The following is a 25,061-nucleotide window of genomic DNA, read 5'->3' as shown; positions in this document are numbered from 1 at the left end:
GAGGCTGGCTGGCGTGGCCCTTGGTTATCGGCACTTCTGGGCGGCAACTTGAAAGCAATCCCGACACCGGCGCGAGGTCATCCGCCAGGGGCACCCGCTGGACCCAATGCCTCCAGTGCCACCCCTTCAAAATCTTCCAGCACCATCGGCCTGCCAAACAGATAGCCCTGAAATGCCTTGCAGCCATGCGCCAGCAGAAACTGGTGGTGTGCTGCTGTTTCGACCCCCTCGGCGATCACGTCCAGGCCCAGGCTGCCTGCCAGCGCGATGATCGAGCGCGCGATGGCCGCGTCATTCGGGTCCAGCAGCACATCGCGGACAAAGCCCTGGTCGATCTTGATCTGGTCCAGCGGCAGACGCTTGAGGTAGCTCAAGGACGAATAGCCGGTGCCAAAGTCGTCCAGCGAGAAGCCCAGGCCCTGGGCCTTGAGTGCGCGCATGGTGGCGATCACGCTGTCCACGTTGTCCAGCAGCAGGCTTTCCGTCAGTTCCAGCTTGATGTGCGCCGGGTCGGCCCCGGTGCGCTGCAGCAGGGCGAGCACCTGCACCACGAAGTCTTCCTGCAGAAACTGGCGCGCACTCACGTTGATGGCCAGGCTCAGGTGGGCCAACGGTGGGTTCTGGCGCCACCGGGCCTGTTGGCGCATGGCAGTTTCCATCACCCAGTGGCCCAGAGGCAGAATCAGGCCGGATTCTTCAGCCAGGGGGATGAACTCAGACGGCGGGACCATGCCTTGCACGGGATGTTGCCAGCGCACCAGCGCCTCGGCGCCGGTCACCCGTCCCCGGTGGTCTACCTGGGGTTGGTACAGCAGCAGAAACTGCGACTGCCGCAGGCCGTTGTGCAGTTCGGTTTCCAGCAGTGCGCGGCGGTTCACGGCCTGCTGCATGTCGGGGTCAAAAAAGCGCAGGGTGTTGCGGCCCGCGTCCTTGGCGCGGTACATGGCCATGTCGGCTTGTTTGAGCACTTCGTCCACCGAATCGCGGGGGTCGCGCAGCAGCGTCACCCCGATGCTGGCGGTGAAGTGGTGTTCGTGCCCGGCCAGTTCATAGGGTTGGCGCAGCTGGGCCAGGATCAACTCGCCCAGCGTGCGCGCCTGGGCGGCGGCTTCCGGAGGGTCATTGCTGAGGTTCTGCAGCACCACCACAAACTCGTCACCGCCCAGACGCGCCACGGTGTCCTGCTCGCGCACGCAGCCGCGCAGGCGCAGCGCCACCTCCTTCAGCAGCAAGTCGCCCACCTCATGGCCTCGGGTGTCGTTCAGGGTCTTGAAATTGTCCAGGTCCACAAACAGCACGGCGGTGGTCAGCCCCGATCGGGCACTGTTGGCCAGCACCTGCTGCAGCCGGTCTACCAGCAGGCGGCGGTTGGGCAGCTGCGTGAGGGCATCGTAGAAGGCCAGGTACCGTGCTTCGTCCTCGGCGGCCTTGCGGCCTGAGATGTCGATGTCGATGCAGAACATTTCTGGTGGGTGGCCGGGCACCTGGATATAGGCGTGGCTCGAGAAGACATGCACGGGCGTGCCGTCCTTGCGCCGCAGCTGCAGCTCGCCCGCCGGAATCACCTCGCCCGTGGCGAACATGTGGCGCACGTGCTCACGCACAGCGTCCCACATGGGTGGCGGGATGATGAGGTCGAGCAGGTTGCTGCCCAGCGCTTCCTCGGCCGTGTAGCCATACAGCTGCTCGGACGCCTGGTTCCAGTAGCTGGTGGTGCCGTCTGCAAGATAGCCCTGCACCGAGATGGACGGGATGTTGCGCAGCAGCGAGCGAAAGCGAAGCTCCGACTCGCGCAGCGCACTCTCTGCACGTTTGCGCTTGGTGATGTCCCGCGCCAGGAAGACCACGGCCGCCTGGCCTCCCACCCTCACGCCCAGGGGCTGGGCGCGCCCTTCAAATTGCCGTGTGCCCGACAGTGTCTGCATCTCGTATTCCACGCTCTGCGTCTGGCCCGACAGCAAGGTATTGCGGATCAGCTCCAGAAACATGTCGGCCTGCTCTGCCGGCAGCACGTCGTGCATCCGCTTGCCCACCAGATGGGGCGGGCTGGCTGCCAGCGGGGCGTCGTCGGGCGAGAGCACTTCCACATAGCGCCCCTGGGCATCCAGCACGAGCAGCACGTCGGGAATGGCCTGGGCAATCGCCCGCAGCCGTGCCGCCGTGCCGTGCAGTGCGCGTTCGGTGGCCAGGCGTTCTTCCACATCCTGCAGCAGCAGGCCCAGCACCACCGTGGCGGGCGTGAAGGTCAGCAGAAAGGGCAGGGCCAGCGTCTGGTTGACGCGCTGGACGACCTCGGCGGGAAGCAGCTGGAACACCGCGAGGACGGCGGTGTGCACCAGCAGGCCGAACAGTGCCAGCGTCACAGGCTCCACCCCCAGGCGTCCGCGTGCGCGGCCTTCGCGGTAGACCAGGCCCAGCGCAGTGCACAGCGCAATCACCATCAGGCCCACCTCCGCCCCCGCGCCGCCCAGCCACAGGCGACCCGTGGCGGCCATGGCGGCAGCGATGCAGGCCACCAGCGGGCCACCGAACAGGCCCGCCATGCTGAGCACCACCGAGCGCGCGTCAAAGATCACACCCGGCATCAGCACCACCGGTGTGAGCATGCCCACCACGCAGATGGTGCCAAAGAGGATGCCGGAGAACACCTGCCCGGTGCGGGGATGCTGGCGCCACAGGCGGATGTTGAACCCATGCAAAAAGCACAGCGCCAACAGCAAGGCAACACCTTTGACCAGCTCAATGAACATGGGCGTCCGTGCCTTTCCTGGGGAAAGCCCATCATGGGGGAATTGCTGCCGTTCGTAAACGTGAAAATGGCCCCGAGGGGGCCATGGATCACTGTCGGGAGCGGGCGGGCGCTCTTTGAACAGGTTCTCAGGTCAGCAGCGCCTGCGCAAACTCGCGCGCGTTGAAGGTTTCCAGGTCTTCGAGCTTTTCGCCCACGCCGATGAAATACACCGGGATCGGGCGCTCCTGCGCGATGGCAGCCAGCACGCCGCCCTTGGCGGTGCCATCGAGCTTGGTCACGATGAGGCCGGTGAGCTGCAGCGCATCATCAAACGCCCGCACCTGGGCCAGCGCGTTCTGGCCGGTGTTGCCGTCGATCACCAGCAGCACCTCGTGCGGGGCCGTGGCGTCGGCCTTGGTCACCACGCGGCGAATTTTCCGCAGCTCTTCCATCAGGTGCAGCTGCGTGGGCAGGCGCCCGGCGGTGTCCACCAGCACCACGTCCTTGCCGCGCGCCTTACCGGCGGTCACCGCGTCAAAGCTCACGGCGGCCGGGTCGCCGCCTTCCTGGCTCACGATTTCGACCGTGTTGCGGTCGGCCCAGACACCGAGCTGCTCGCGCGCTGCCGCGCGGAAGGTGTCGGCCGCCGCCAGCAGCACGGCCGCGCCTTCGCCTGCGAGGTGTTTGGTGAGTTTTCCGATGGAGGTGGTCTTGCCCGCGCCGTTGACGCCCGCCACCATGATCACCGTAGGGGTGTGCTCGCCGATGACCAGGGCTTTTTCGAGGGGGCGCAGCAGGTCGGTCAGCGCATCGGCCAGCAGGCCCTTGACGGCGGCGGGGTCGGTGGCCTTGGCCTCCTTCACGCGGCGCTTGAGGTCGGTCAGCAGGTGGGTGGTGGCCTTGACGCCGGTGTCTGCCATGAGCAGCGCTTCTTCCAGCTCTTCATACAGCGCATCGTCGATCTGCGTGCCGGTGAATACCGTGGTGATGCTGCTGCCCGTCTTGCGCAGGCCGGCCTTCAGGCGATCCAGCCAGCCCTTGCGTTCCGTGGGGGCGGCTGCCGGTGCGGAAGCGGGTGCTAGGGCAGCGATGGCGGGGGCTGCCACCGGCACGGGTGCCGCAGGAGTTGCCTGAACCGGGGCTGCCACCGGCACGGGTGTGGCCGGGGGCGCTGCGGTTGGCACTGGCGCAGGCGGTGGGGCTGGCGCTGTTGCGGGCGTGGGCGCCGGAGCTGCCTCGGGCGCCTTGGGGGCAAACGGGTTGCGCAGCCAGCCAAACGCTGCCGGTGCTGCAGCCGGGGCTTCGACGGGCGGTGGCACGGGCGCTGGGGCGGGTGAAGGGGCCGGAGACGGCGGCTGCGCAACCGCAGCTGTCGCCGCTGGCACGACCGGGGTGTGGGGGGCGGCAGGCGCCGGAGCGCCGTGCGAAACGGCCGGGGAGGGCGCATCGGACGGTGTGGGCGTCGATGGCGGAGCGGCGGGCTTTTTCTTGAAAAAACTGAACATTGGAGGGTTCTTAGAATCATCCATTCTATGAAACGTGCTTTCACCCTACTGGGCCTGCTGGCCTGCCTCTCGTCCGGGGCTGCCTTTGCGGCAACGCCTCCCGCCTCTCAACCCCCCGCTGCGCCTTCCACCACGCCGTCCGTCACGGCCTCTGGCGCGCAGCAGTTCACGCTCAAGAATGGCATGCAGCTCATCGTGCAGCCCGACCGCCGCGCCCCCACGGCCGTGCACATGGTCTGGGTGCGGGTGGGCTCCATGGACGAAGTGGACGGCACCACGGGCGTGGCCCATGTGCTCGAACACATGCTGTTCAAGGGCACCAAGACGTTGCCGCCGGGCGAGTTCTCGCGCCGCGTGGCCGCCCTGGGCGGGCGGGAGAACGCGTTCACCAGCCGGGACTACACAGGCTACTACCAGCAGATCCCTTCCAACCGGCTCGAAGACGTGATGAAGCTCGAATCCGACCGGTTCGCCCACAACCACTGGCCGGATGAGGAATTCAAGAAAGAGCTGGAGGTGGTGAAGGAAGAGCGCCGCCTGCGCACCGAAGACCAGCCCCGCGCCATGCTGGCCGAGCAGCTGTTTGCCGCCACCTTCACCGCGTCGCCCTACCGCCGCCCCATCGTGGGCTGGATGAGCGACCTCGATGCCATGACGCCCAACGACGCGCGCGCCTTCTACCGCCAGTGGTACACCCCCACCAACGCCGTGGTGGTGGTGGCCGGCGATGTGGATGTGGCCCAGGTGCGGGCGTTGGCCGAAAAGTACTACGGCAGCATTCCCGCCCATGCGCTGCCCGAGCGCAAGCCGCGCACCGAGCCCGCGCAGCAGGGCCTGCGCCGCATTGCCGTCAAGGCCCCGGCCGAACAGGCTTATGTGGCGCTGGCCTTTCGCACCCCCAGCCTGGACCGCGTGGAAAACCTTACCGACACCGACCGCGACGCCCTCGCGCTGATGGTGCTATCGGCGGTGTTCAGCGGCTACGACGGCGCCCGGCTCGACCGCGCGCTCACCCAGGGCGAGAACCGCGTGGCCGACAGCGCCAACAGCAGCGCCATGGTCACGGGGCGTGGCCCCAGCCTGTTCATGCTCAACGGCGTGCCCGCTGCAGGCAAGACGGCCCAGCAGGTGGAAGATGCCCTGCGCGCCGAGGTGGCCCGCGTGGCCCGCGATGGCGTGAGCGAGGCCGAACTCGCCCGCGTCAAGACGCAATGGATCGCCTCCACCGTGTACGAGCGCGATTCGGTGATGAACCAGGCGCAGGAACTGGGCGGCAACTGGGTGCAGGGCTTTCCGCTCGACGCCAACGAACGCCTGCTGGAGCTGCTGCGCACCGTCACGCCCGCCCAGGTGCAGGCCGTGGCTGCCAAGTATTTTGGCGACGACCAGCTCACGGTGGCCACCTTGCTGCCACAGCCCCTGGATGCCCCCCGCGCCCGCCCCACACTGCCGCCCGGCGCTGTGATCCGTTGAACCCGCACTGGGGCCTTTGTACATGATTACTCTCAAAAACATAGCTGCTCGCGCTTTACTGATAAGCGCTGGAGTCGTTTTTTATTCAAACTCTGCCTGGGCGTTGCTGCCGATCCAGCACTGGACGGAGCCCAGCGGCGCCAAGGTCTACCTGGTCGAAAGCCCGGTCATCCCCATGGTGGATGTGCAGATCGACTTTGACGCCGGCAGCCGCCGCGACCCTGCGGCCCAGGCGGGCCTGGCCAGTGCCATGGCCGCCATGGCCAGCAAGGGCGTGAAGGCCCTGGGCAATGAGCCCGCGCTCGACGAGAACGGCCTGGGCGAGGCCTGGGCCGACCTGGGCGCCAATTTCGAGGCGGCCGCCGACAATGACAGGCTGCAGTATTCGCTGCGCTCGCTCACCGACCCACCACTGCTCGACAAGGCCGCCCGCCTGGCCGCGCGCCAGATCGGCGAGCCCAGCTTTCCGGCCGACGTCTGGCCACGCGACCGCGCCCGCTGGAGCGCCAGCATCAAGGAGTCGCTGACACGCCCGGCCACTGTGGCCAACCACGCGTTTGAAGCTGCCGTGTACGGCAGCCACCCCTACGGCGTGCAGACCACGGCAGAGACGCTGGCGCGCATCAACGTGGCCGACATGCAGGCGTTTCACACCCAGCACATCGCCGCCTGCCGCGCCAAGGTCAGCATCGTGGGCGCTGTGACGCGCGCACAGGCCCAGACGCTGGTGGCCACGCTGCTGTCGCGCTTGCCCGCCAGCACCGGCTGCGCGCCGCTGCCGCCCGTGGGCGAGATCAGCGCGCTGGCTGCGCCGGTGGAGCAGACCCTCCCCTTCACCTCGGCCCAGGCCCATGTGCTCATCGGCCAGCCGGGCTTCCAGCGCCGCGACCCGGACTTTGTGGCGCTGCTGGTGGGCAACCACATCCTGGGCGGAGGCGGTTTTGTCTCGCGCCTGACCAACGAGGTGCGTGAAAAGCGCGGCCTCAGCTACAGCGTCTACAGCTACTTCGCCGCCGGCATGCATGCCGGCGCCTTCACCGTGGGCCTGCAGACGCGCCCCGACCAGGCGGCCCAGGCCGTGAAGGTCTCGCGCGACGTGATCGCACGTTTTGTGGCCGAAGGCCCCACCGAAGCCGAGCTGCGTGCTGCCAAGGACAACCTCATCGGCGGTTTTGCGCTGCGCATCGACAGCAACAAGAAACTCCTGGGCAACGTCGCCAACATCGCCTGGAACGAGCTGCCGCTCGACTACCTGGACCAGTGGACGAAGAAGGTCGAAGCCCTCACCGTGGCCGACGTGCGCACGGCCATGGCCAAGAAGCTGCAACCCGAACGCATGGTGACCGTGGTGGTGGGGGGCAAGCCATGAGCCGCGCGACCCTGAAAACCACCGCCATCAACGCCGAGATCCGCAAGGCCCAGACCGCGGCGGCCACCCCCCCGGCTGCCGCCACCGGCAAAAAGGGCGCGCCCAAAAACAAGGACAAGGCGGCCGCAGCCGCTGCGCCCAAGGGCGCGGGCGAAATCCGCATCATCGGCGGGCTGTGGAAGCGCACCCGCCTGCCCGTGGCGCAGCGACCCGGCCTGCGCCCCACGCCCGACCGCGTGCGCGAGACCCTGTTCAACTGGTTGGGCCAGGACCTGGCGGGCTGGCGCTGCCTGGACGCCTTCGCGGGCACCGGCGCCCTGGGGCTGGAGGCTGCCTCACGCGGTGCCAGTGCCGTGCAGCTCGTGGAAAGCGATGCCGCCCTGGTGGCCCAGCTGCACACCCTGCAGCAGCGCCTGCAGGCCACCGCCGTGCGCGTGCAGCGCGGCGACGGGATTGCCGCCCTCAAGCAGGCGGCGCCTGCCAGCATCGACCTGGTGCTGCTGGACCCGCCGTTCGACAGCGACCTGTTCAGCGCCGCCCTGCAGGCCGCCGCCAAGGCGGTGGCCGCCGATGGGTTTGTGTACCTCGAAGCGCCCCGCGTTTGGGCCGATGAAGAGCTGGCCCCGTGGGGACTGGCTGTGCACCGCCACCTCAAGGCGGGTGCGGTACACGCGCACCTGCTCAAACGCAGCGCCTGAGACGAAGCTGCGGGCCCGCAGACCCGCAGCACCTTACCGTTTCAACGTCGCCAGCCGGGCGCTGCCGTCGGCCTCGGTGCCCGACATGTTCCAGCGCAGCGTCTGAGGCAGCCCCGCCAGCGTGGGCTGGCGCACCCAGGCCAGGTGCACCGTGTAGTTGCCAGCGGGTGGGCTCGGCAGGGTCCAGGTGGTGTTGATCTGTGCGGGCTGGCCCGGAAGAATCGCACGCGCCTGGGCGGCGCTCAGCAGCTCCCGGCTGGCCACCACCTGGCCTGCGCCATCGCGCAGCTGCGCCTGCAGTTGCCAGGGGGTGTAGAGCGGTGCGTTGCCCGTGTTGTCCACGCGCGCCTGCACCTGCACCGTGCTGGGCGTGGGGGTCGTGACGGTGATGGGCCCCAGGGCAAAGCGGTAGCCCGCCTCGCGCCCCACGGCGGCCAGGTCGGCCTGTTCGGTGCCCGTAAAGCTGGACCACGGCGCGTTCAGGTTGCCGTTGCCCACGGCCGACACATGAAAATCGCGCACCTGCTGCAGCGCGGTGGCCGCGTTGGTCTTGGTGTCCCCGGGGCCGAAGGGGCAGAACTCCGCGATCCAGGGGGCGGTCTTCCAGCGGTCCGAGATCTGTGCCCAGTCGCTCGGGCGGTCGGTCCACTGCTTCATGAAGCCGTCCTGCGCCAGGCAGTCCCAGCGCAGGCCCACGGGCAGCGCGGTGGTGGTCTGCTGGAAGAACGCATATTGCAGCGTGTCCAGATTGGCATGCGGGATGAGCATCGCATGTTGCGCATTGGGAAAACTGTCGAAATGCATCTGTGCAAGGCTGCGCTTGGTGGCGTTGGAGGCCGGGGTGATGCCAGGGGGCGCTGTGGCGTAGACCACGTTGGTGGTGTTCATGGCCCATTCGCCGTACTGCCCGTACAGGCCCACGTCGATCCATGCCAGGTCCGAGGTGTCGCCCAGCGCAGTGGCCACGGCCTGAAGCAGGGCCTGCATGCGCTCCAGCACATAGGGGTGGTTCCAGTTGGGCACCAGCGTGGGCGGCAATGCGGGCGCGGGCGGGGTGGGGGCGGGCATCGGGGCCGTCCACACGCAGGCGGGGTTGGGTGCTGAGCATTGCGGCTGTGCCGTGCCCGCACCGTGCAGGTAGGTGGGCACGTCCAGCGTGTTGGTGCCGTAGCCGCGCATGGCCTGGATGCGAAAGGCAAACTGCCGGCCCGCAGCCCGCGCGGCATCGCGCGCGGCCACCAGGTTGCCGAGGTTGTATTGGCCGGGTGTGTTGCCTTCCAGGTCTTTCCAAAGGTAGCGCTGGTAGGCGGCCTGGGGCGGTGCCGATTGTGCGAGCGGCACGTCACCCGGGTCCGAGCGCCACTGGTAGTAGCCCCGGCCGGGATTGGGTGTCAGGTCGCTGGCGATGGCCAGGGGCGTGAGCAGGGAGTTCACCGAGACCACGCTCCATCCCGCGCTGGGCGGGGGTGGCGCCGGAGGAGGTGGCGGTGGCGGTACCGAGGGGGGCTGCGACGGCGGCGGCGATGGGGGTGGTGCAGACGGGGGCTGTACCGGCGGTGCCGTGGGGGCGGGCGGGGGCGGCGCTGGGGGTTCCGGCGTGGGCCCCGGTGCGGGTGTGGGGGCCGTGCCTGGGGCGGGAGTGGGAGTGGGAGCCTCGTTGGCGTCCCCGCCGCCACAGGCCGCCGCAAACAGGGCAGCCGCCAGGGCGGTGAGCCGCGCCATGCGGACAGGGTGCAAGGTGCTGAGGGTGTTCATGGACGCCATTTTTTGAATGAAATTGGGCTCTAGCGCTTATCCGATAAGCGTTAGAAGCTATTGTTTTTGATGTGATCTGTCCGGCGCAGTGGCCAGGGCTTCCGGGATCACCGTCAACCGCAATACATCGCCCTCCAGCGTGTAGGCGAAGGTGTAGTGGCCCGGCTCCAGGGTGGCGCGGCCTTGGGGGAAGGAGGTGTCGGTCACGTCGATGAGCTGGCGCTGGGCCAGCTGGATGCGCGTCTTGCGGTAGTGCGCCAGCGTGGCCGGAAAGGCGTGCCACCGGCTGGTCTGGCCGGGCCGCAAGGGGCCCAGGTCCACGTCGCTGCGGGTGCCCGGCAGGCCCTGCCAGACATGCTCGAACACCTCCTGGCTGTGGTTGCGCACGCGCAGCCACACCGTGGGTTGGTTCTGCGCGTGGGCCAGTCCGGGTGCCAGCATGGGGAGCAGCCGCAGGAGTGTGCGGCGCATCATTCCGAATCCTTCAGGCTTTGCAGGTCCATGCTCAGGTCGCACACCCGCGCGCGGCGGCGTTCCAGCGCGGCGCCGGCGATGTTGAGCGCGGCCGATGTGCCCTGGTCGGCATGCAGCATGGCGTCCCAGTGGCCCTGCGCGGTGTCAAACGCCAGCCATGCGCGCTGTGCCGCACGCAGGGCGTCGCGCCGGGTCGGGCCAGCGGCCTTGAGGGCCTGGGCGTAGATGCGGTTGAGCTCCTTGTCCCATGCGGCGTAGGCGGCAGACTGGGCGTCGCGCAGGTCCACCGTCACGCCGCCGCTGCGTTCTGCGGCTGCAGCAAGGGCCTTGTCGATGGGGTGGGCCGTGGTCTGGCCGCAAAAGTGTTCGGCGGCGTGGGCTGTGTGTGTCCCGGCGGCCTGCAGGGTGAGTGTGGCCAGCAGCGCAAGGGTGGTGCTGTACAGGGCCTTGTACAGAGGCTTGTGCAGGGAGTGGTGCATGGAGGTGTGTCCTTCTTTTTGGCTTTCTTCTTCTTTCAGGGGGAGTGCAGGAAGCTCATGCGCCCACCCACAGGAGCGCTGCCACGGTGGCCAGCAATGCAAGCACCGTGAAGGCGGCCACCGCGCCACCGCTGGCCGCTGCGACGCTGACCACGGTGGACCAGCCGCGCGCCTGGCCCCAGCGGGCAAGGTGGCGGGCCAGCCACAGTGCGGTGAGCCAGCCCAGCACCAGCAGCACGGCCAGGGCGCCCAGCAGCTTCCCGCCCTGGGTGGAGTTCATCCCGTTGCTGCCGAGCAGTGCCGTAAACATGAAAAACAGCGCGGGCAGCAGGTTGGCAGCGCCCGCCAGGAGCATGGTGAAGGTCGAAGCGGACATGCGATGGGCCTGTTCTTTATTCCGCCACGTTGTAGCTCAGCACGTCGAGCGACTGCGTGTCCTTGGGGTTCCACGACAGGCCCGCTGCGCGCGCGATGACGGTGTAGGTCTTGCCTTGTTCCAGCTTGCCGCCGGGTTGCAGGGCGGCGGTGCGTGGGTCCAGGTAGAGCATGGTGGTCAGCCCCTCGGCGCTGCGCAGCAGCACGGCCTGCTTGCCGTTTTTGACCTTCGCATCGTTGACCCAGGCGGCCTTGTTGCCGGCGGGCGGATTGAGCGCCTCGACGGTGCCCGACAGGCGCACGATCTTGCGCCAGACCTTGCTGTCCTTCGGGTTGGTGACCTTGCCGTTTTCAGCGGCATCGGCCTTCTGGATGTCGCCCAGCGACTGGTAGGCGATGGTCCAGTCGGCGTGGCTGGTATCGCGGCGCAGGTGGTCGGCTGCGAGCATCAGGTTTTCGGTCCAGTTGCCGCAGGCGCTCTTTTTCTTGCACAGCGCCCAGGCCGTGTTCATCCAGCGCTTGAGCTGCTCCGTCTTGTCGTGGCTGCCCATCTCCAGCGCGACGCCCGATCCCAGCACGGCGGCGGCCTGGTTCTGCTCAGGCGCCACCACCAGCACGGCACCGTTGCCCACGTCGAGTTTGCCCACGCGCAGCTGGCGCATCATGGCGTGGGCGTATTCCTCGGCGGTCTTGCCGCCCAGGTCCTTCACCAGCAGGGTGACGATCTCCACGCCTGTCTTCTGCGCATGGTCGTACATCTGCTTTTCAAACTGCGCACGGATGGCCGGGTCCAGGATGCCGAACTCGTCATAGATGAACTGTGTGCCCTTGGACGGGATGGCGGCCGCGTCTGCCTTGGGCAGGGTTTCGGCCGCGGCGGCCAAGGCTGGGGCGGGCGTCTTGGCCGAGGGCACCGCGGGTGCTGCGGGGGGCGCCGGGGCCTTGGCCACCGTGGTAGCCGGTGCCGGGGCGGGTGATGCGGCAGCGGGTGCCGGTGCAGCGGGGGCAGCCGCTGCGGTGCGCACCGGCAATCCGCCCGAGCACTGCGGCCCACCGCCTTGCAGCTCGCAGGCTTCCTTCCAGCCAGATTCGATGGCGGCCAGGCGCTTCTTGCGGCCGGGGTGGGTTTCGCCGTCCTTCTCGGGGATCAGCGTGGCAATGGCGCGCTGGGCGTCGGCCAGCGGTGCGCCCATCTTGTAGAGCACAAAGCCGCTGAACTTGTCGGACTCCAGCTCGATGGGCGGCTGGCTGCCGCCGGGCACGATGGTGTGGCCCGACAGGTGGTGCCCGATCTCGTGGGCCATGATGCTCACAGGCGCCCAGTTGTTGGATTTGGTGGCCTGGATCACCTCGCCCATGAAGCCGGGGTTGTAGGCGATCACGCGGCGCGGGATCTTGTCCGGCCCCTGCATGATCACCGCCGCCGCATTGGGCACCTTGCCCTCCACCACCACAAAGTTGGCGGGCAGGCCGGTGTATTTCATGATCTCGGCCACCACCTGCTTGCCGGTGCCGCCGCCCTTGGACAGGTCAGGCGGCGAGAAGGCCAGCGGGCTGCCGTCGTACGAGCAGGCCTGCAGGGTGGCGGCCAGTTCGGCCGCCAGCTGGGCCTTGCTGGGCTTGGCGACAGCGGCGGTCTTTTGCGCCATGGCCAGGCCCCCAAAGGCCAGGCCCATCATTGCGGCGCAGGCGAAGGCGACGGGGCGAACATTGCTGTGTTTCATGGGGATGGGTTCCTTGGGTTGGGATCAGTGAATGCGGTGGCCGGTTGCGCTGCGTGTTGCGTGCAGCCGTCGAAACTGGCGCGCCCCAAGCCAGGGCGGCCGAGCAACGGCCGCCCCGCAGTGAGGGCCGCGTCCCCCTTGCCCGCATTGCGTGGCAATGCGAAAGCGGGGGGGAAGGCGCCGAAGGCGACTCAGGGGGGTGTCTCATGCTGTCACGAGGGCGGCCACGCGCAGCACGCGCTGGGCCAGTTCGGCCTGGCCGCGTGTGCCGGTCTTGGCGTACAGGCTGGCCAGCTGGGAGCGCACGGTGGGCATCTTCACGTGCCGGTTGTCGGCCATTTCGCGCGGCGTCATGCCCTGCAGCAGCAGGGGCAGCAGGGCGGCTTCGGCGGGGGTCAGGCCATAGAGCGCGCTGCACACCGACACCGTGGCGCCCGCGTGCGGCGGCGCCTCGGGCACCAGGATGAACTGGGCCAGCGGTTCGGCGGCGGGCCCCGGGCCATTGCGCAGCGGCGCGGCCAGGGCCACCAGCGTTCCCGGCGCCGGGTCCTGCTGTGTCTGCAGCCGGGCCGAGACGGGCGAGCGTGTGCTCAGGCTGGCGGTGAGCAGTGGCGTCAGCCCGGGGTGGATCTGCGCCAGCTGCAGGGGCTGGCGCGCCTGCCAGCCCGTGGCGTTGCGCAGCAGGATGCGGCATTCGTCCTCCACCCCCAGCCAGGCGCGGGCATGTTCGTTCAGGTAACGCACCTCGCCACGCTGGTTCGCATGCATCAGCCCCAGGGGCAGCTGGTCCAGCGTGCGCTCCAGCGCACTGCTGTGGCGGCGGGCCTGCTGCAGGCGGCGCTGGGCACGCATGAGGCTGCGCACCCAGGGCGTCACGGCGCGCAGCCGGGCAAATTGATCGGGGGTGAACTCGCTCTGGCCCAGGTCGTTGTACATCGCCAGCACGTGCATGCCCACCTCGGGCGAGGCCTCCACGATGCTGTTGACCATGGCGTCGATGCCCAGGGGTTTCAGGTAGTCGGCATAAAACGCGCCCCGGCGCAGCGCCTGGGTGCCCACCAGCTGCTGGCTCAGCGAGCCCCCGCGTGCCAGCGCCTGGGCCTGCTGGCGCTCCAGCGCCTCGCTCCAGGCATCGCTGCCCTGGATCAGGTTCGCGTAGCGCGCCAGAAAATCATCGGGCATGCCCCATTGGTAGGCGGCCAGCGGGTCGTCCGAGCCGGGCAGGGGGCAAAACAGCACCACCTTGTGGCTGCCCAGCGATTCGCCCACACGGTGCAGCAGGCGCTCCACCATGCCGGGCTCGCCCAGGGCCTCCAGGCTTTCGGCCATCAGGGTCTCGAAACCCGGTATTCCCACAGGCTGCGGGTCCCGCTCTTCACCGCTCAATGGGGGCTCCTCATCAGGTTGAATGATCTGCGCCGGATGGTAGGGTCGATGTCCCCGCCGCAACATCATTCAGGTGAAGGATGTGGCTGCGGCCCGACAGGTTTTCATGAACTTGTTCACGGTTTTCAGGCGCCCATTTGCCACAGCACGAGTTCGACCACTGCGCGGGCATAAAGCTGGGTGGCCTGCCACTTGAGCGCAGCGAACAGCGCGCCGGCCAGCAGCAGCCGCCAGCCATCGCGCCGCAGGTCCAGCACCAAAAACTGCCGCAGCGCCACCATGAGCATCAGCGTCTGCAGCGCCGTCATGTACCAGGGCGACCAGGCCTTGTGCCACTTGAGCAGGCCGGGAGACGGCGCCAGCACCAGCGGCAGCTGGTTGACCATCTGCAGCGCAATGAACACCGCCTGGCAGTACAGCGCCAGGGCCAGCAGCTCGGCCGCGTTGTAGCCCCACCGGCGGAAGACCATCCACATGCTGGCAAACGCCGCCACCGCGCCCAGCGAGAACGACCACTTGGAATACCCGGCGACCAGCGCGTACATGCGCTGCGCCGCCTCGCTGGGCAGCTCGGGCCGCAAATAGTCGGTGTGGCCCAGCACGATCAGCAGGAAGCCGATGGCCAGGCACAGCAGGGTCAGCGGGTGGGGGTGGTCCTTGCGCTGGCCCAGCACGTATTCGCGTGCGGTGGTGCCGGGCTGGGGCAGCACGCGCAGTGCGTTGCGGATGGTGCTCCATTCAAACCAGCGAAAACGCTCCCAGGCCTCCTTGCGCACGGTGCTGCCGCCCATGCGCGCGGCCTTTTTCTGCCCGCACTGCGCACAAAACGGGCCGGTGAGCGGTGCACCACAGTTCAGGCAGGCCTGGGTGTTGAACAGCGCGTCGCTGACGGCGGTGGGGGTGGGCCGGGGCTGGGTGAGGGTCACAGAAGAAGGCGCGTGCCGTGCAGGGATGGGCTGCGGATCGTAGGCCGTAACGTGGCGCCCGCCATCGTTCACATGAACGATGTGGCGCGGGGGCATTGGCTGGGGGCGTGCGTTGCCAACCTTGTGCGGATCGGCTGCCAAGTCTGCGCTGCAGACGCTGGATTGCTATATTTTGTATAGCTATTGGCGCTTGATGGACAAGCGCCAGGGGCCAAAAAGGCTTAAAACTGCTTGCGGCGCAGCGCCCCCATGCCCACCGTGGCCGCCCCCAGGGCCAGCAGGATCAGCGCCCACTCGCTCAGGGTGGGAACGGGGGTGGCAGCGGGCGGGGCGCTGCAGGTGGCGTGCCAGGGCGTGCTGCCTGTGGCCGTGTCCCAGGCAGCGCTGGCCGAAGGGGTCAGCTGGTTGGGGCACAGGGCCGACGCGCTTGCCACCAGGGCTGCGGGCGGGGCGGGCACCGGGCCGGTGAGCTGGTTGTTCTCCACGCGCAGCTGCTCCAGCGTTGGGGGCAGGGCGGGCAGCAGGCCTGTGAACTGGTTGTTGTGGGCGTGGTAGCGGAAGAAGTGGGTCAGGCCCGAAGGGCTGGGCAGCGTGCCTTGCAGGTCGTTGTGGGAGACGTCGAGCGACCTCAGCTCTGGCAGCCCGGAAATGGGGGGCAGCCGCCCAGCCAGTTGGTTGTCGCTGAGGTTGATGGTGCGGATGTCTGGCAGCGCGGACCAGTCGGGCAGCAGGGCGCCCACGGGGTCCGTGAGGTTGTTGCTTTGCACGCTCAGGGCGGTCACGGTGTTTTCGCCGGCGTCGCAGGTGACACCAATCCAGGTGCATTCGGTGCCCGGTGCGCCCAGCCAGTTGTTGCTGACGTTCCAGGCTGGGCCATTGGTGTGGTGGTAGAAATCCACCAGAAACTGTCGCTGGCCGGCCGGTATGGCGGCCTGGGCTGAGGTGGCGGTCAGCACGGCCAGGGCCATGGCCATGCTGGCGCCAGCGCGGCGAAAAAGGGGGGAGGTGCAGCAAGAATTCATGGGGAAGGGTTCGGAATAGAGGAAACGAAAATTGCTCGCCTGCCCTGCCGAGGGCCCAGGCGGCGGTCTGGCCAGAATGTAGAAATGGGGCCCTGGCCTGTCTATCCGCCACCTGGAGGAGTCGCGTGGGTCCGCACTGCTCTGGCGCGGTGAACGGGCGGGATGTCTCTTTGGGTAACAAGTGGTCGCAAGCGTCGGCGCCGTGCGACATCATTCGCTTGAACGATGTGGCGGCAGCCGGTGGGCCGTACCATCCGCCGCTCTTCGTTGTGCGAGGCCTCAGAGCCTCGCGCACCGGTCTTCGGGGCGGCCAGGACGTCCGGGTGGCCCGGTGCCCGGCGAGATCGTGAACAGGCCCTTGAAGGGCCACTTTGGGAAAGATTTTTGTTGCACCACGCTCTGGGCGAATTGCTGGGCTCCGTGGCCGACGATGCGCGCTGGAGCGGCGCGCTGGCCCGCTATGCCGCCAGCTTTCGCGCGGACCTGCTCGGTGGCGCCTTCCTGGCCAGCGGCCTGGGCCAGCTGGCGCAGTGGGGCGCTGAGTTTGCGGCGCACCCCGAGGTGGATTACTGGCTGCAGTCGCCCTCGAGCGACGGCGCGCCCGCGTTGCTGGCGATGGGCGTGACCCCCGAGGCGGCGCGGCGTTATGCCACGCACTTTCGGCTGCAGGACCCGCTGTGGGACGACGCGATGGCGCAGCGCGCGCGCCTGGGCGCAGCGGGCACCTGGGTGGCCACGGACGCGCCCGTGCACGCCACGCGTGGCTTTCGCCGCACCGAGATCTACAGCGACTTCCTGCGCGAATACGGCATCGGAACCCGCATGTTTGGCGGCAGCCAGGGCGCGTCGCACCCGGTGGGCAATCTGTTCATGTCGGTGTACCGCCAGGGGGATGACGAGGGGTTTGCGCCGGAGGAAGTCGCGCGCTTTCGCGCGGAGTTTGGCGGCGTGCAGCGCGCCGCGTTTCTGCACCGCGAGATGGTGGCCCTGCGCGCGCGCACCCAGGGCGTGGAGTCGCTCATGGAGCAGATGCCCATGGGCCTGCTGTTTTTTGACACGGCGGGCCGCCTGTTGCACGCCAATGCGCGCACCCGGCTGCTGAGCGCCCGGCCGGAAAGCGCCGCCCTGCGGGCCCTGCTGCGCGGTCCGCTGCTGGCCAGCACGGCCGATGCGGCGCTGCGCGCGCTGTTCCAGCAGTCACTGTTGGGGCGCAGTGGCTGTGTGGAACTGCCCGGCACGGAGGGCGGGCTGCTGCTGGTGACGCTGCCCCTGAGCGACCTGGCCGCGCTGGGCGTGTGCCTGCGCGCGCCGGGCGTCGCCTGGGTGGTGCTGGAGCGCAGCCTGTGCAGCGAGGCCGCCGTGGCCCTGGCCCGCCAGGCCTACCGCTTGAGCCCGTCCGAGGCCGACCTGCTGCTGGCGCTGATGCGCGGCCAGACCCCGCAGGATTTTGCGGACGCGCGCGGATCGCGCATCTCGACCGTGCGCACGCAGATGAGCGCGCTCCTGGCCAAGACGCGCACCCAGCGCCAGCAAGACCTGGTGGCACTGGTGGCCCGGCTGATGCTGCTGGCGCCGGGCCAGGTGGCGCAGGGAGCGTTGCCGGCGGGCCCGTAGCGGCGCAGGTCCGCCACGCGCCGGTGCACTGCGGCCTCATGTTGCAGTGCACTGCATAATGCGCGCACGCGGCCCGGCTGGCCTCCACAGGGCAGGCGCCCGGGGCCGGGGCCAACGTCATTCCGCCAGACAGGAGACAACCAGCCATGGCCCAGAACGTGCTCGCCGTTTACCCCGGAACCTTTGACCCCATCACGCTGGGCCATGAAGACGTGGTGCGCAGGGCCACCCAGTTGTTCGAACGCGTGATCGTGGCCGTGGCGGCGGGGCACCACAAGAAGACCCTGTTCAACCTGGAAGAGCGGATCGACATGGTCCGCGAGGCGGTCAAGGGCTACCCCCAGGTGCAGGTCGAAGCCTTCTCGGGCCTGCTGCGCGACTTTGTCGTGGAGCGTGGCGGCAAGGCCATGGTGCGGGGCCTGCGCGCCGTGACCGACTTTGACTACGAGTTCCAGCTGGCGGGCATGAACCGCAGCCTGATGCCGCAGGTGGAAACCGTGTTCCTCACCCCCAGCGACAAATACCAGTTCATCAGCAGCACCTTTGTGCGCGAGATTGCTGTGCTGGGCGGGGAGGTGCACAAGTTCGTGTCGCCCTCGGTGCAGGAGCGGCTGGCCGAGAAGGTCCGCACCCTCACGCCGCCCTGAGTTTTGCCTGAAAACAGGTGCTGGCGCTTATCCGTTAAGCGCTGCTAGCTATTTAATTAATAGCGTTCGTGCCGCCAGGGATGGTGGCTAAGCCAACGCCTGAAGGCGGCGCGCCACTTCCGCAGCTTCGGCCCGCAGGGCCTCCAGCATGGGCAACACCTCAGGCAGCGGTGGGCGGTACAGCGGCAGCACGGCCGCCACGCTGAACGGGATCGAGAACGCGAGCCGCCGCACCACCAGCCGGCCATTCGCCGCGGCCGTCAGGGCCGTCAGCGGGTTGACGATGGCCAGCCCCAGGCCGTGCTCCACCATCGCGCACACGGCAGCGGCGCTGTGGGTTTCCATGCGCAGCGTGCGTGGCACGGCGGCTTCGGCAAAGCGCGCGTCAATGATGCGGCGATAGGGGTCGTCGGCCGACAGGCTCACAAAGGGCTGGTCGGCAAAGTCCGCCAGCTGCAGCTCGGGTTGCCGGGCCAGGGCGTGGTCGGCGGGCAGCACGGCCACTTCGTCCAGGGTGAGCAGCACCTCGGCGCGGGTGCCGGGTGGGGCGGCGGTCTGCTCGCACAGGCCCAGGTCAAAACGCTGGGCACTCATCCATTCTTCGAGCAGCGGCGAATCCTGCGGCGTGACCGACAGTCGCGCGTGGGGCTGCACCTGCATCAGCCGCGCCGCCGCACCGGGCAGCAGTGCGTGCGCCAGCGCGGGCAAGCACAGCACTGCCAGCTGCACAGCGTCGGGACGGCCCAGCGCCACCGCGCGGCCCACCACGCGTTCCAGGCCCTGCCACGAGCGCTGCACCTCGTCCCACAGCGCCAGTGCCCGCGCGTTGGCCCGCAGGCGGCCCTGGATGCGTTCGAACAGCGCATAGCCCAGCAGCGATTCCAGCCGGGCCAGCTCGCGGCTCACCGTGGGCTGCGAGCTGTGCAGCAGGTCGGCCGCGCCGGTGGCGCTGCCGGCGGTCATCACGGCGCGAAACACTTCGATGTGCCGGTGGGTGATGCGGTGGGCCAGTGGCGTGTCGGTCATGCGCGGAGCATATCCAGAATGAATGAATGTTGGAAATAAAAGCATTCGACCAAATACCTGCCAGAGGGCATCATCCGGGCTTCCATTCAGCCTTGTGTCTTCGGAGTCTCCATGTCCAACCCCTTCTCGCCCGCCCAGTTGTGGTCTTTGGCCGACCAGTTCGGTACCCCGCTGTGGGTGTACGACGCGGCCACCATCCGCCAGCGCATTGCCCAGGTGTCCAACTTCGAGACCATCCGTTTCGCGCAGAAGGCCTGCTCCAACATCCACATCCTGAAGCTCATGCGCGAGCAGGGCGTGAAGGTGGATGCGGTCTCGCGGGGCGAGATCCTGCGCGCGCTGGCGGCGGGCTACACGGCCGGCGGAGAGTCGTCAGAGATCGTCTTTACCGCCGACCTGTTCGACGCCGCCACGCTCGACTGCGTGGTCGAACACGGCGTGCCGGTCAACGCGGGTTCCATCGACATGCTGCACCAGCTGGGCGCGCGCTCGCCCGGCCACGCCGTGTGGCTGCGCATCAACCCCGGGTTTGGCCACGGCCACAGCAACAAGACCAACACCGGCGGCGAGCACAGCAAGCACGGCATCTGGCACACCGACCTGCCTGCGGCGCTGGCCGCGATCGCGCAGCATGGCTTGAAGCTGGTGGGCCTGCACATGCACATTGGCTCGGGCGTGGACTACAGCCACCTGGCCGAAGTCTGCGGCGCCATGGTGGGCCTGGTGCGCACGGCCCATGCGGCGGGGCATGACCTGCACGCCATCTCGGCCGGTGGTGGCCTGTCCATCCCCTACCGCAGTGGCGACCCGGTGGTCGACACCCAGCACTACCACGGCCTGTGGGACGCTGCACGCCAGCAGGCCGAGGCCATCGTGGGCCACAAGCTGGGCCTGGAGATCGAACCCGGCCGCTACCTGGTGGCCGAATCCGGCGTGTTGCTGGGCCAGGTGCGCGCCACCAAGAACGCAGGCAACAACCACTTCGTGCTGGTCGATACCGGCTTCAACGAACTCATGCGCCCGTCGATGTACGGCAGCTACCACGCCATGAGCGTGCTGCGCCGCGATGGCGCCACGGAGGCAGAGCACCCCACCGTGGTGGCGGGACCGCTGTGCGAATCCGGCGACGTGTTCACGCAGGGCGATGGCGGCGTGGTGCTGCCGCGCGACCTGCCAGGCGCCCAGGTGGGTGATCTGCTGGTGATCCACGACACGGGGGCCTATGGCGCATCGATGTCCTCCAACTACAACACGCGCCCCTTGATTGCCGAGGTGCTCGTCGATGGTGGCCAGGCGCGCCTCATCCGCCGCCGCCAGACGGTGGACGAGCTGCTGGCGCTGGAACAGGGGCTTTGATCGCGCTGGGGGGCGGGTACCGCTCCGACAGCCGGTAGGCATGCGCCTACGGCCATGCGCAGTGCAGGCGCACAAGGGCGGGAAAAGCGGGGCCATACAGTGAAATCACTTATCCCCTTCAACCTTTTTCAGGAGATCACTATGCCCATCATTGCTTGGCTGCTCGGCGTCCCATTGTCAGTGGTTCTGTTGCTCATGCTGTTCGGCGTGTTCTGATCGCGCCCCGCGAGGGGTCCTAAAAAAAGCCGCAGGGCGCCCGTTTCGGGGTGCCCTGCGGCTTTTTGCTGGGCGGTGCCGGGAGTGGCCCCCGCATGCCTTTTGCCAAGGCCGTCCGGCCGTTGGTCCGCTTCCCGCATTGCCCCGGGCTGCAATGGAACGAGGAAGCCGCTAAGCTGCACTTTCTCTCTCAATGGAGCGCCGAGGGTCCGGCTGCTTGGCGCCACGCACAGGGCGCGGGTAGGTGGGGCGCATCAGAAGAACTGGAGTCCCCATGCATGCCGAAGAACAGACGATTGTCGAGCTTGCCTACCCGGGCGAGTACCTGAGCCGCCTGGGCTGCCTCGAGACCAAGACCTGCAAGATCCGCCTGTCGCGCAAGGGCCAGGGGCTGCTGGCCCGCATGTATGCCCGCAAGGGCTACAGCATGCAGGCCACCTTGTCGCACGACTGCGACCTGAGCAGCCTGGTGGTGCAGATCGACGGGCAGTCGCAAGGGACGATTTCGGTGCGCATGGACGACGGGCACCTGGCGGCCGAGGAGCAGTACCCCGAGTTCATCGCCGAACTGCGCCAGCGCGGCGCGCGCATCTGCGAAATGGGCAAGCTCGCGATGGACCCGGAGGTGCGCTCCAAGCATGTGCTGGGTGCCATCTTCCACATTGCGTGGATCGTGGCCTTCCGGGCACGGCGGGCCACCGACATCGTCATCGAGGTGAATCCGCGCCACGCCCCGTTCTATCGGCGCATGCTGTGTTTTGACCAGATCGGCCCCGAGCGCATGTGCGAGCGTGTGGGTGCGCCCGCCGTGCTGCTGCACATCGGCGCCGACAAGGGGCGCCGCCTCATCGACCAGTTTGGTGGCCAGCCCAAGCTGGCCAGCGAGGAGCGCAGTTTTTACCCGTATTTTTTCCACCCCGACGATGAAGAGGGGCTGCTGCGGCGCCTGTCGGTGGGGTAACCCTCACGGTGCTGTGCAAGGGGACTGCGTCACACCTTCTCAGAGCTCGCCCCGGGGGCCGCGCCCCATGAGCTGCGCCACGGCCTCGGCAGGTTGCAGGCGGCCGTCGAGCAGGGCCACGGCTGCCTCGGCGATGGGCATGTCCACGCCCAGGGTCTGTGCACGCTGCACCACGGTGCGGGCGCTGTAGACGCCTTCTGCCACATGGCCCAGGGATTCCACCGCCTGCGCCAGGGTCTGGCCCTGCGCCAGCAGCATGCCCACGCGCCGGTTGCGCGACAGGTCGCCGGTGGCGGTCAGCACCAGATCGCCCAGGCCGGACAGGCCCATGAAGGTGTCGGGGCGTGCGCCCAGCGCCAGGCCCAGCCGCGTCATTTCGGCCAGCCCGCGGGTAATGAGGGCGGCGCGGGCGTTGAGCCCCAGCGCCAGCCCGTCGCACAGGCCGGTGGCGATGGCCAGCACGTTTTTCACCGCCCCGCCCACTTCCACGCCCACGATGTCTTCATTGGCGTACACGCGCGCACTGGGGCTGTGGAAGGCGTTGACCAGTGCATCACGCACGGCGGCATGGGGGCTGGCGGCCACCAGGGCCGTGGGCTGCCCCAGCGCCACTTCCTGCGCAAAGCTTGGGCCGCTGAAAACACCTGCTATCAAATCAGGAGCTACTTGCGCTTGTACCTCATGCGCCAGCAGTCCAAAAGATGCTGAATCGGCACCGGTGGCCACGGCCTCAAAACCCTTGCACAGCCACGCCACAGGGGCGGTGCAGCCGGCAAGCGCCCGCAGCATGCCGCGCAGCGCCGCCATGGGTGTGGCCACGATGACCAGGTCGGCACCCGGCAGCAGCGTGGCAAAGCCGCCGTCTGCAATGGTGAGGGAAGCGGGGAAGGCGATGCCGGGCAGGTAGCGCAGGTTCTGGCGCTCCCCACGCATGCTGCCTGCCTGGGCGGCGTCGCGCGCCCAGAGCGTGACCGCATGGCCGGCAGGGTGCTGGGCCGCGCTCATGGCAAGCGCAGAACCCCAGGCACCGGCACCCAATACTATGATTTTCATAGCTTTTGGCGCTTATCTATCAAGCGCTAGAGGCCAAAAAGCCTCTAAACGCTGATGATTACTGCGTGATGATGGGCGAAGCCTGGCCGGCGGCCTGCGCTTGTTGCTGCTCGTACATGGCCTGGAAGTTGATCTCGGCCAGGTGCACGGGCGGGAAGCCGGCGCGGTTGATCACGTCGGCCACGTTGCCGCGCAGGTAGGGGTACACGATCTGTGGGCAGGCGATGCCCATGATGGGGCCCATCTGGTCTTCCGGCACGTTGCGGATTTCAAAGATGCCGGCTTGCTTGGCTTCGACCAGGAACACGGTCTTGTCCTTGATCTTGGTCTGCACCGTGGCGGTCACGGCCACTTCATAGATGCCTTCGGCCACGGGAGTGGCTTCCACGCCCAGCTGGATGTCCACGCTGGGCTGCTCTTGTTCGAGCAGGATGCCGGGGGAATTGGGTTGTTCCAGCGACAGGTCCTTCAGGTAGACGCGTTGGATCTGGAATACGGGGTTTTCTTGGTCGGCCATGGTGAAGTCTCTTATGCAAACGGGTTTCAGCAAAACGAAACCCGCCGGGGATCAGCTCCCGCAGCGGGCACATGGGGCTGCATTATGCAGCGCCCGGTGAGGGGGTCAGGCGGCGCCCAGCAGGGGCATCAGCTCGCCGCGACTGTCCAGCGCCACCAGATCATCGTGGCCACCCACGTGGGTGTCGCCGATGTAGATCTGCGGCACCGTGCGGCGGCCGGTGATCTCCATCATATGGACGCGCGCGGCGGGGTCGGTGTCGATGCGGATCTCTTCGATCTGCTCCACGCCTTTGGACTTGAGGATCTGCTTGGCCCGGATGCAGTAGGGGCAGACAGCAGTGGTGTACATCTTCACGGGTTGCATGGCGGTTCTTCCTGTTGGGCAACGAGACCAGGCACAAGCCTATCGTTGATGGAATAACTGGGGGCGGTTCAGGCTTTTTCCACAGGCAGGCTGGCTTCGCGCCACGCCTTGAGGCCGCCGGCCATGGCCTGGGCGTTCTCGTAGCCCAGCTTCTTGGCCATGGCCACGGCACGGTTGGCGCGGGCACCGGTGGCGCACACCAGCACCAGGGGCAGGGCCTTGTTCTTGACCACGGTCGGCAGGCGCTCTTCGAGCTGGCCCAGGGGCACGTTCTTGGCACCGTTCACGTGGCCTGCGGCGAATTCCTCGGTTTCGCAGACGTCGATGACCACCGCCTTTTCGCGGTTGATGAGCTGCACGGCCCGCGCGGGTGTCAGCGAGCCGCCACTGGCGTTCTTGAGGACCGGCCACAGCAACATGCCGCCCGAAGCCAGTGCAACAAAGATCAGATACCAGTTGTCGATAATGAATTTCACGAAGATTCCTTGGGTTGGCGAACAGCGTAATTCTAGAATGCTGGGTTTTGGCCCGCATTTCTTTGACCCGCCTTTCCTGGGGAAACCATGTACAAACTCGTCCTCATCCGCCACGGTGAATCCACCTGGAACCTTGAAAACCGTTTCACCGGCTGGACCGACGTGGATCTCACGCCCACTGGCGTCTCCCAGGCCATGTCGGCCGGCAAGCTGCTCAAGGCCGAGGGCTATGAGTTCGACCTGGCGTTCACCAGCGTGCTCAAGCGCGCCGTCCACACGCTGTGGTACGCGCTCGACGAAATGGACAGCACCTGGCTGCCGGTGGTCAAGGACTGGCGCCTGAACGAGCGCCACTATGGCGCCCTGCAGGGCCTGAACAAGGCCGACATGGCCAAGCAGTACGGCGACGAACAGGTGCTGGTCTGGCGCCGCAGCTACGACACCCCCCCGCCAGCCCTGGAGGCTACGGACCCCCGCAGCGAGCGCAACGACCGCCGTTACGCCGCCCTGGCCGAAGGCAGCGTGCCGTTGACGGAATGCCTGAAGGACACGGTGGCCCGCGTGCTGCCGTTCTGGAACGATGCCATGGCACCCGCCATCCGTTCGGGCAAGCGCGTGGTGGTGGCGGCGCACGGCAACTCCATCCGCGCCCTGGTGAAGTACCTGGATAACATCTCCGAGTCGGACATCGTGGGCCTGAACATTCCCAACGGAATCCCACTGGTATACGAACTCGACGCCGATCTCAAGCCCATCCGCCACTACTATCTGGGCGATGCCGAGGCGGCCGCGAAGGCTGCAGCGGCGGTCGCGTCGCAAGGCAAGGCGTGAAGCCGGGGTAAAGACAGGGAAAACCTGCCGATATTCTGTCGAAAGTGAGCGCCTGTGCGGAACCGCAGCGGGTTTGGTCCT

The 25,061-nt window shown here is 67.8% G+C and carries 23 protein-coding genes; 8 read left to right on the top strand and 15 right to left on the bottom strand.

What is annotated here, in order from left to right:
• Window positions 1-77: 77 nt before the first annotated feature.
• Together ASE39_RS03105 and ftsY are read right to left on the bottom strand one after the other, a co-directional pair.
• Window positions 78-2,750, bottom strand: coding sequence for an EAL domain-containing protein (locus ASE39_RS03105; protein ID WP_010463120.1), 2,673 nt, complete (start codon window positions 2,748-2,750; stop codon window positions 78-80).
• Between the two features lie 127 nt (window positions 2,751-2,877).
• Window positions 2,878-4,236 carry a signal recognition particle-docking protein FtsY gene (gene ftsY, locus ASE39_RS03100; protein WP_082615304.1) on the bottom strand — a complete coding sequence of 453 codons (1,359 nt, stop codon included), beginning with the start codon at window positions 4,234-4,236 and terminating at the stop codon, window positions 2,878-2,880.
• Window positions 4,237-4,263: 27 nt separating this feature from the next.
• Between ftsY and ASE39_RS03095 the strand changes: the two genes are divergently transcribed.
• From ASE39_RS03095 to rsmD, 3 genes are read left to right on the top strand one after another with little or no spacing between them, the layout of a single operon-like run.
• Window positions 4,264-5,709, top strand: a complete 1,446-nt coding sequence (locus ASE39_RS03095; protein ID WP_057270140.1) for a pitrilysin family protein — start codon at window positions 4,264-4,266, stop codon at window positions 5,707-5,709.
• 22 nt (window positions 5,710-5,731) lie between these two features.
• A complete protein-coding gene (locus ASE39_RS03090) occupies window positions 5,732-7,078 on the top strand; it encodes a pitrilysin family protein (protein WP_057270139.1) in 1,347 nt (448 codons plus the stop codon).
• Entirely contained in the window at window positions 7,075-7,776 is a 702-nt protein-coding gene (gene rsmD, locus ASE39_RS03085) for a 16S rRNA (guanine(966)-N(2))-methyltransferase RsmD (protein WP_057270138.1), read from the top strand. Before ASE39_RS03090 ends, rsmD begins: the two co-directional genes overlap by 4 nt.
• 33 nt (window positions 7,777-7,809) lie before the next feature.
• Here rsmD and ASE39_RS03080 read toward each other — a convergent pair whose 3' ends face one another.
• The 8 genes from ASE39_RS03080 to ASE39_RS03045 form a co-directional block, all read right to left on the bottom strand.
• Window positions 7,810-9,531, bottom strand: a complete 1,722-nt coding sequence (locus tag ASE39_RS03080; RefSeq protein ID WP_140426667.1) for a DUF4832 domain-containing protein — start codon at window positions 9,529-9,531, stop codon at window positions 7,810-7,812.
• Between the two features lie 57 nt (window positions 9,532-9,588).
• Entirely contained in the window at window positions 9,589-10,002 is a 414-nt protein-coding gene (locus tag ASE39_RS03075) for a hypothetical protein (protein WP_140426666.1), read from the bottom strand.
• Window positions 10,002-10,484: a lysozyme inhibitor LprI family protein gene (locus ASE39_RS03070; protein ID WP_057270135.1), complete on the bottom strand. Its 483-nt coding sequence runs from the start codon at window positions 10,482-10,484 to the stop codon at window positions 10,002-10,004. Before ASE39_RS03070 ends, ASE39_RS03075 begins: the two co-directional genes overlap by 1 nt.
• A 55-nt stretch (window positions 10,485-10,539) precedes the next feature.
• The gene (locus ASE39_RS03065; RefSeq protein WP_140426665.1) at window positions 10,540-10,860 is read right to left on the bottom strand and encodes a hypothetical protein; all 321 of its coding nucleotides are present in this window, start codon (window positions 10,858-10,860) and stop codon (window positions 10,540-10,542) included.
• A gap of 16 nt (window positions 10,861-10,876) precedes the next feature.
• On the bottom strand, window positions 10,877-12,583 hold the full coding sequence (locus ASE39_RS03060) for a TPM domain-containing protein (RefSeq protein ID WP_140426664.1): 1,707 nt from the start codon (window positions 12,581-12,583) through the stop codon (window positions 10,877-10,879).
• Between the two features lie 204 nt (window positions 12,584-12,787).
• Window positions 12,788-13,969, bottom strand: a complete 1,182-nt coding sequence (locus ASE39_RS03055) for a helix-turn-helix transcriptional regulator (RefSeq protein ID WP_140426663.1) — start codon at window positions 13,967-13,969, stop codon at window positions 12,788-12,790.
• 125 nt (window positions 13,970-14,094) lie between these two features.
• On the bottom strand, window positions 14,095-14,991 hold the full coding sequence (locus ASE39_RS03050; RefSeq protein WP_140426662.1) for a DUF3667 domain-containing protein: 897 nt from the start codon (window positions 14,989-14,991) through the stop codon (window positions 14,095-14,097).
• 125 nt (window positions 14,992-15,116) lie between these two features.
• Window positions 15,117-15,917 carry an IPTL-CTERM sorting domain-containing protein gene (locus ASE39_RS03045; protein WP_082615303.1) on the bottom strand — a complete coding sequence of 267 codons (801 nt, stop codon included), beginning with the start codon at window positions 15,915-15,917 and terminating at the stop codon, window positions 15,117-15,119.
• Window positions 15,918-16,301: 384 nt separating this feature from the next.
• On the opposite strand from ASE39_RS03045, the gene ASE39_RS03040 reads away from it, so the two are divergent.
• A complete protein-coding gene (locus ASE39_RS03040; RefSeq protein WP_242421349.1) occupies window positions 16,302-17,531 on the top strand; it encodes a helix-turn-helix transcriptional regulator in 1,230 nt (409 codons plus the stop codon).
• Window positions 17,532-17,677: 146 nt separating this feature from the next.
• The gene (coaD, locus tag ASE39_RS03035; RefSeq protein WP_010463145.1) at window positions 17,678-18,178 is read left to right on the top strand and encodes a pantetheine-phosphate adenylyltransferase; all 501 of its coding nucleotides are present in this window, start codon (window positions 17,678-17,680) and stop codon (window positions 18,176-18,178) included.
• Between the two features lie 87 nt (window positions 18,179-18,265).
• Here the strand turns inward: coaD and ASE39_RS03030 are convergent, their stop codons facing one another.
• Complete coding sequence (locus ASE39_RS03030; RefSeq protein ID WP_057270129.1) at window positions 18,266-19,204, bottom strand: LysR family transcriptional regulator; 939 nt, start codon at window positions 19,202-19,204, stop codon at window positions 18,266-18,268.
• 111 nt (window positions 19,205-19,315) lie between these two features.
• On the opposite strand from ASE39_RS03030, the gene lysA reads away from it, so the two are divergent.
• Together lysA and ASE39_RS03015 are read left to right on the top strand one after the other, a co-directional pair.
• Window positions 19,316-20,560, top strand: coding sequence for a diaminopimelate decarboxylase (gene lysA / locus ASE39_RS03025; RefSeq protein WP_010463150.1), 1,245 nt, complete (start codon window positions 19,316-19,318; stop codon window positions 20,558-20,560).
• Between the two features lie 490 nt (window positions 20,561-21,050).
• Window positions 21,051-21,737: a hypothetical protein gene (locus tag ASE39_RS03015; RefSeq protein ID WP_057270127.1), complete on the top strand. Its 687-nt coding sequence runs from the start codon at window positions 21,051-21,053 to the stop codon at window positions 21,735-21,737.
• Window positions 21,738-21,776: 39 nt separating this feature from the next.
• Here ASE39_RS03015 and ASE39_RS03010 read toward each other — a convergent pair whose 3' ends face one another.
• From ASE39_RS03010 to ASE39_RS02995, 4 genes are all read right to left on the bottom strand, one after another.
• On the bottom strand, window positions 21,777-22,790 hold the full coding sequence (locus ASE39_RS03010) for an NAD(P)H-dependent glycerol-3-phosphate dehydrogenase (protein ID WP_057270126.1): 1,014 nt from the start codon (window positions 22,788-22,790) through the stop codon (window positions 21,777-21,779).
• Between the two features lie 58 nt (window positions 22,791-22,848).
• Entirely contained in the window at window positions 22,849-23,307 is a 459-nt protein-coding gene (gene secB, locus ASE39_RS03005) for a protein-export chaperone SecB (RefSeq protein WP_010463156.1), read from the bottom strand.
• Window positions 23,308-23,412: 105 nt separating this feature from the next.
• Window positions 23,413-23,673: a glutaredoxin 3 gene (gene grxC, locus ASE39_RS03000; protein WP_010463158.1), complete on the bottom strand. Its 261-nt coding sequence runs from the start codon at window positions 23,671-23,673 to the stop codon at window positions 23,413-23,415.
• Window positions 23,674-23,741: 68 nt separating this feature from the next.
• Window positions 23,742-24,149, bottom strand: coding sequence for a rhodanese-like domain-containing protein (locus ASE39_RS02995; RefSeq protein WP_010463160.1), 408 nt, complete (start codon window positions 24,147-24,149; stop codon window positions 23,742-23,744).
• Window positions 24,150-24,236: 87 nt separating this feature from the next.
• On the opposite strand from ASE39_RS02995, the gene gpmA reads away from it, so the two are divergent.
• Window positions 24,237-24,980: a 2,3-diphosphoglycerate-dependent phosphoglycerate mutase gene (gene gpmA / locus ASE39_RS02990; RefSeq protein WP_010463162.1), complete on the top strand. Its 744-nt coding sequence runs from the start codon at window positions 24,237-24,239 to the stop codon at window positions 24,978-24,980.
• Window positions 24,981-25,061: the final 81 nt, after the last annotated feature.

It is taken from the genome of Acidovorax sp. Root267 (genome assembly GCF_001429215.1).
In the GTDB taxonomy this organism is placed as follows: domain Bacteria; phylum Pseudomonadota; class Gammaproteobacteria; order Burkholderiales; family Burkholderiaceae_C; genus Acidovorax; species Acidovorax radicis.
The sequence above is the reverse complement of the archived record's forward strand: the minus strand, read 5'-3'. Positions and strand labels throughout refer to the sequence as shown.

Coding starts and splice junctions, on each gene's coding strand:
- ASE39_RS03105 (WP_010463120.1), bottom strand. CDS start 2,750: ATGTTCATTGAGCTGGTCAAAGGTGTTGCCTTGCTGTTGGCGCTGTGC.
- ftsY (WP_082615304.1), bottom strand. CDS start 4,236: ATGTTCAGTTTTTTCAAGAAAAAGCCCGCCGCTCCGCCATCGACGCCC.
- ASE39_RS03095 (WP_057270140.1), top strand. CDS start 4,264: ATGAAACGTGCTTTCACCCTACTGGGCCTGCTGGCCTGCCTCTCGTCC.
- ASE39_RS03090 (WP_057270139.1), top strand. CDS start 5,732: ATGATTACTCTCAAAAACATAGCTGCTCGCGCTTTACTGATAAGCGCT.
- rsmD (WP_057270138.1), top strand. CDS start 7,075: ATGAGCCGCGCGACCCTGAAAACCACCGCCATCAACGCCGAGATCCGC.
- ASE39_RS03080 (WP_140426667.1), bottom strand. CDS start 9,531: ATGAACACCCTCAGCACCTTGCACCCTGTCCGCATGGCGCGGCTCACC.
- ASE39_RS03075 (WP_140426666.1), bottom strand. CDS start 10,002: ATGCGCCGCACACTCCTGCGGCTGCTCCCCATGCTGGCACCCGGACTG.
- ASE39_RS03070 (WP_057270135.1), bottom strand. CDS start 10,484: ATGCACCACTCCCTGCACAAGCCTCTGTACAAGGCCCTGTACAGCACC.
- ASE39_RS03065 (WP_140426665.1), bottom strand. CDS start 10,860: ATGTCCGCTTCGACCTTCACCATGCTCCTGGCGGGCGCTGCCAACCTG.
- ASE39_RS03060 (WP_140426664.1), bottom strand. CDS start 12,583: ATGAAACACAGCAATGTTCGCCCCGTCGCCTTCGCCTGCGCCGCAATG.
- ASE39_RS03050 (WP_140426662.1), bottom strand. CDS start 14,991: ATGCCCCCGCGCCACATCGTTCATGTGAACGATGGCGGGCGCCACGTT.
- ASE39_RS03045 (WP_082615303.1), bottom strand. CDS start 15,917: ATGAATTCTTGCTGCACCTCCCCCCTTTTTCGCCGCGCTGGCGCCAGC.
- coaD (WP_010463145.1), top strand. CDS start 17,678: ATGGCCCAGAACGTGCTCGCCGTTTACCCCGGAACCTTTGACCCCATC.
- ASE39_RS03030 (WP_057270129.1), bottom strand. CDS start 19,204: ATGACCGACACGCCACTGGCCCACCGCATCACCCACCGGCACATCGAA.
- lysA (WP_010463150.1), top strand. CDS start 19,316: ATGTCCAACCCCTTCTCGCCCGCCCAGTTGTGGTCTTTGGCCGACCAG.
- ASE39_RS03015 (WP_057270127.1), top strand. CDS start 21,051: ATGCATGCCGAAGAACAGACGATTGTCGAGCTTGCCTACCCGGGCGAG.
- ASE39_RS03010 (WP_057270126.1), bottom strand. CDS start 22,790: ATGAAAATCATAGTATTGGGTGCCGGTGCCTGGGGTTCTGCGCTTGCC.
- secB (WP_010463156.1), bottom strand. CDS start 23,307: ATGGCCGACCAAGAAAACCCCGTATTCCAGATCCAACGCGTCTACCTG.
- grxC (WP_010463158.1), bottom strand. CDS start 23,673: ATGCAACCCGTGAAGATGTACACCACTGCTGTCTGCCCCTACTGCATC.
- gpmA (WP_010463162.1), top strand. CDS start 24,237: ATGTACAAACTCGTCCTCATCCGCCACGGTGAATCCACCTGGAACCTT.